This window comes from Streptomyces sp. TRM68367, assembly GCF_014495685.1.
Classification (GTDB): domain Bacteria; phylum Actinomycetota; class Actinomycetes; order Streptomycetales; family Streptomycetaceae; genus Streptomyces.
Map to the genome: position 1 here is coordinate 1 of NZ_JACTVI010000206.1, position 4640 is coordinate 4640.

A 4640-nucleotide genomic window follows, 5' to 3' on the forward strand; every position below is an offset into this window, starting at 1 on the left:
AGCTGAATCATCGCAGGTCGGAAGCACCCTTCCTCCATGAAGTGACTGGCTGTCACTGAAGCTCCTGGTGCCGTGAATTCGTGAGGCCAGAGGCGGTAAACCGGCGCAAACCTACGGCAACCACCCCGTCCGGCGGGCAGCGACCACGGCCTCGCCGCGCGTGCGGGCGCCGAGCTTGCGCATGGCGGACCGCAGGTATCCCTTCACGGTCTCGGCGCCGACCCCCAGCCACTCGGCGGCGACGGCGTTGGTGGCGCCGGTGGCCACGCACGCCAGCACATCCACCTCCCGGTGCGTGAGCCGTACCCCCTCCCGCCGCCCCCCGTCCCGCCGTCGTGCCTCCTCGACCGGCCGTACTCCGTCCGCCGGTTCCGCCCCGGCCGTCAGCAGCCCGCACGCAGCGAGCAGTTCCTCCCGCAGTGCTGGGTCCGCGATCCGCGGGGCCAGGGCGCGGAGCGCTGCGTGCGCCTCGCGTACCTGCTCCCACGCGGCGCCCGTGCCGGCCTCCGCAGCGGCCGTCCGCGCCTCCTCCCGCACGACCAGCGCCCGCGCCACGTCCCGCGCCGCCTCGACGGCGGCGTCCAGCATGCGCTCGCCCAGCGGCTGCGCGGTGCGCAGGGCGCCGTAGAGCACACCGCGCACCCGGCGCCGTACCACCACGGGTACGGCCAGCACGGAGCGCAGGCCCTCCGCGGCGACCGGTGCGTCGTACTCGTGGCTGATCTGCCGCGAGACCGAGTAGTCCGTCACCACGCACGGCCGGGCGAGCGCCACGGCCTTGCCGCCCAGGCCGTTGCCGGAGGTCACCGCGAGCGAGCTGAGCGCGCCCGTCGTGGTGCCGCTGAGTTCGCTGATGCGCACCTGCTGCCGTCCGGTTTCCATGAGGCCGCCGAAGGCGACCGGGAGCCCGGTGGCCCGGCGCAGCCTGTCGAGGGCGCTGCGCATCTCCACCGCGTCGGCTGCGTCCGCTGTCACGTGCCCGCTCATTCCTCACGGTTCACCCGTGTGCCGCGCACCCCCGTTCGGGGGTAGTGAGACCTGCATCACGGATTACACGATGGCTGGGAGCCGCCCGGCAATGGTCCGGCAACAAGGAGGACAGATGACGACGGCCACGGAGCGCTTCCGCGAGGCACGCGACTTTCTGCTGCAGCACCGCGAGGACTACGCCATCGCCTACGAGGGCTTCGCCTGGCCGCGGCCCGACGCGTTCAACTGGGCGCTGGACTGGTTCGACGTCATCGCCGACGGCAACGACCGGACGGCGCTGCACATCGTCGAGGAGGACGGCCTGGAGACCCGGCTGTCCTTCGCGGAACTGTCGGCCCGCTCGAACCGCGTCGCGAACGCGCTGCGCGAGCGGGGAGTGGCCGCCGGGGACCGGATCCTGGTGATGCTCGGCAACCAGGCCGAGCTGTGGGAGACGGCCCTGGCCGCGATGAAGCTGCGCGCCGTCGTCATCCCGGCCACCCCGCTGCTCGGCCCCGCCGACCTGCGGGACCGGGTGGAGCGCGGCCGGGTGCGGCACGCGATCGTGCGCGCCGCGGACACCGGCAAGTTCGCCGAGGTGCCCGGCGGCTACACGCGCGTCGTGGTCGGCGGCGCGGCGGACGGCTGGCAGCCGTACGAGACCGCGTACGACGCCACCGACGCCTTCACGCCGGACGGCCCCACCCGGGCCGACGACCCGCTGATGCTGTACTTCACCTCGGGCACCACGGCCCGCCCCAAGCTGGTCGAGCACACCCACACGTCTTACCCGGTCGGGCACCTGACCACCATGTACTGGATCGGCCTGAAGCCCGGCGACGTGCATCTGAACATCTCCTCGCCCGGCTGGGCCAAGCACGCCTGGTCGAACCTGTTCGCCCCGTGGAACGCGGAGGCGACCGTCTTCCTGCACAACTACACCCGCTTCGACCCGGCCCGGCTGATGGCGGAGATGGACCGCGCGGGCGTGACGACGTTCTGCGCCCCGCCGACGGTGTGGCGCATGCTCATCCAGGCCGACCTGACCCAGCTGTGCACGCCGCCGCGCGAGGTCGTGGCCGCCGGTGAGCCGCTGAACCCCGAGGTCATCGAGCAGGTGCGGCGGGCCTGGGGCGTGACCGTCCGGGACGGCTTCGGGCAGACCGAGACCGCCGTGCAGGTCGCCAACAGCCCCGGCCAGCCGTTGAAGACGGGCTCCATGGGCCGCCCCAGCCCCGGCTACCGCGTCGAACTCCTCGACCCGGTCACCGGCGCGCCCGGCGCCGAGGAGGGCGAGATCGCGCTCGACCTGTCCGTCCGCCCGGTCGGTCTGATGACCGGCTACCACGGCGACCCGGACCGTACGGCCGAGGCCATGGGCGGCGGCTACTACCGTACCGGCGACATCGGCTCGCGCGACGCCGACGGCTACCTCACCTACGTCGGCCGCGCCGACGACGTCTTCAAGGCCTCCGACTACAAGATCTCCCCGTTCGAGCTGGAGAGCGCGCTGCTGGAGCACGACGCGGTGGCCGAGGCGGCCGTCGTCCCCGCGCCGGACGAGCTGCGGCTGGCCGTACCGAAGGCGTACGTCGTGCTGGCGGACGGCTGGGAGCCGGGCCCGGACTCCGCGAAGGTGCTGTTCGAGCACTCCCGGCAGGTCCTCGCGCCCTACAAGCGGGTGCGCCGCCTGGAGTTCGGGGAGCTGCCCAAGACCGTCTCCGGCAAGATCCGCCGCATCGAGCTGCGCGAGGCCACAGCCGCGGGGTCCGCGGACGAGTACCGCGAGGAGGACTTCAGGTGACCTCGGAACTGTCGTACACGCACGGGACGAGCGAGACCGCCCTGCTCGGCGACACGATCGGGGCCGGCCTGGACCGGGCGGTGGCCGCCTGGCCGGACCGGGAGGCGCTGGTCGACGTCCCGTCCGGGCGGCGCTGGACCTACGCCCGGTTCGCCGCCGACGTCGACGAGCTGGCGTACGCGCTGCTCGCGAGCGGGGTCGCCAAGGGTGACCGGGTGGGCATCTGGGCGGTCAACTGTCCCGAGTGGGTCCTGGTGCAGTACGCCACGGCCCGCATCGGCGCCATCCTGGTGAACATCAACCCGGCCTACCGCACCCACGAGGTCGAGTACGTCCTCAACCAGGCCGGTATCTCCCTGCTGTTCGCCTCCCTCAGCCACAAGGCGAGCGACTACCGGGCGATGGTCGGGCAGGTGCGGAGCAGGTGCCCGCAGTTGACAGAGACCGTGTTCATCGGGGACCCGAGCTGGGATGCGCTGATCGCACGGGGAACGCCTGTTCCCTACGAGGAGCTGTCCTGCGACGACCCGATCAACATCCAGTACACGTCGGGTACCACGGGTTTCCCCAAGGGGGCCACCCTCTCGCACCACAACATCCTCAACAACGGTTACTTCGTGGGCGAGTTGATCGCGTACACCGAGCAGGACCGGATCTGCATTCCGGTCCCGTACTACCACTGTTTCGGCATGGTGATGGGGAACCTCGCCGCGATCTCGCACGGCGCCTGCATGGTCATCCCGGCGCCGTCCTTCGACCCGGCGGCGACACTGCGCGCGGTCCAGCAGGAGCGCTGCACGTCCCTGTACGGCGTACCGACCATGTTCATCGCGGAGCTGAACCTCCCCGACTTCGCGTCGTACGACATCTCCTCCCTGCGCACCGGCATCATGGCGGGCTCGCCCTGCCCGGTGGAGGTGATGAAACGGGTGGTCGCCGAGATGCACATGGAGCAAGTCTCCATCTGCTACGGCATGACCGAGACGTCCCCGGTCTCCCTGCAGACCCGGATGGAGGACGACCTGGAACACCGCACGGGCACCGTGGGCCGCGTCCTGCCCCACATCGAGGTCAAGGTCGTCGACCCGTCGACCGGGGTGACCCAACCACGCGGCAGCGCAGGCGAGTTGTGCACCCGCGGTTACAGCGTGATGCTCGGCTACTGGAACGAGCCCGAGAAGACCGCCGAGGCCGTCGACCCCGGCCGCTGGATGCACACCGGCGACCTCGCGGTGATGCGCGAGGACGGGTACGTCGAGATCGTCGGCCGCATCAAGGACATGATCATCCGGGGCGGGGAGAACATCTACCCGCGCGAGATCGAGGAGTTCCTGTACGGCCACCCCAAGGTCCGGGACGTGCAGGTAGTCGGCGTGCCGCACGAGCGGTACGGCGAGGAGGTGCTCGCCTGCGTCATCCCGGCCGACGCGGCCTTTCCGCTCACCCTGGAGGAGCTGCGCGCCTTCTGCGACGGCCAGTTGGCGCACTACAAGATCCCCAGCCGGCTCCAGCTCCTGGAGACCTTCCCGATGACGGTGTCGGGGAAGGTCAGAAAAGTGGAGCTGCGGGAGAAGTACGGCGCCTAGAAGACTCAGGCGGGTGCTCGTCCCGCGCATGCGGGTGGTCGCGGCGCATGCACACGCGCGGCCACCGGTCGAGGCCGTGCTCGGCCTCGACGGCGCGGATGCGGCGCAGGCCCGGCGTCAGTTCGGCCTCGGCCAGGGTGCGGAAGCCCAGGCTGCTCCTTGACGGGCGAACGTTGCCTGCCGGGGCACTAGACCCAATGCCGTGTAGTTAGGGCTTGCCGATTAATAACTCGCTGTCTTGATCTCCGGTGGGTGGGTGAGTCCTGCCGTGCTGGCGAGGG

At 70.9% G+C, this 4640-nt stretch carries 3 protein-coding genes and 1 pseudogene; 2 read left to right on the forward strand and 2 right to left on the reverse strand.

What is annotated here, in order from left to right; genetic code table 11:
* Positions 1-111: 111 nt before the first annotated feature.
* On the reverse strand, positions 112-975 hold the full coding sequence (locus H8R17_RS44480; protein WP_187828848.1) for a LuxR C-terminal-related transcriptional regulator: 864 nt from the start codon (positions 973-975) through the stop codon (positions 112-114).
* Between the two features lie 127 nt (positions 976-1102).
* Between H8R17_RS44480 and H8R17_RS44485 the strand changes: the two genes are divergently transcribed.
* Together H8R17_RS44485 and H8R17_RS44490 are read left to right on the forward strand one after the other, a co-directional pair.
* The gene (locus tag H8R17_RS44485) at positions 1103-2773 is read left to right on the forward strand and encodes an AMP-binding protein (protein ID WP_187828849.1); all 1671 of its coding nucleotides are present in this window, start codon (positions 1103-1105) and stop codon (positions 2771-2773) included.
* Positions 2770-4359, forward strand: coding sequence for an AMP-binding protein (locus tag H8R17_RS44490; protein ID WP_187828850.1), 1590 nt, complete (start codon positions 2770-2772; stop codon positions 4357-4359). Before H8R17_RS44485 ends, H8R17_RS44490 begins: the two co-directional genes overlap by 4 nt.
* Here H8R17_RS44490 and H8R17_RS48395 read toward each other — a convergent pair.
* A pseudogene (locus H8R17_RS48395) lies at positions 4322-4510 on the reverse strand (GNAT family N-acetyltransferase); the annotation flags it as partial. The gene H8R17_RS44490 and the pseudogene H8R17_RS48395 sit on opposite strands and share 38 nt — an antisense overlap.
* Positions 4511-4640: the final 130 nt, after the last annotated feature.

Excerpts from the sequence above, each read along its gene's own strand:
- H8R17_RS44485 (WP_187828849.1), top strand. The coding sequence starts at position 1,103 with ATGACGACGGCCACGGAGCGCTTCCGCGAGGCACGCGACTTTCTGCTG.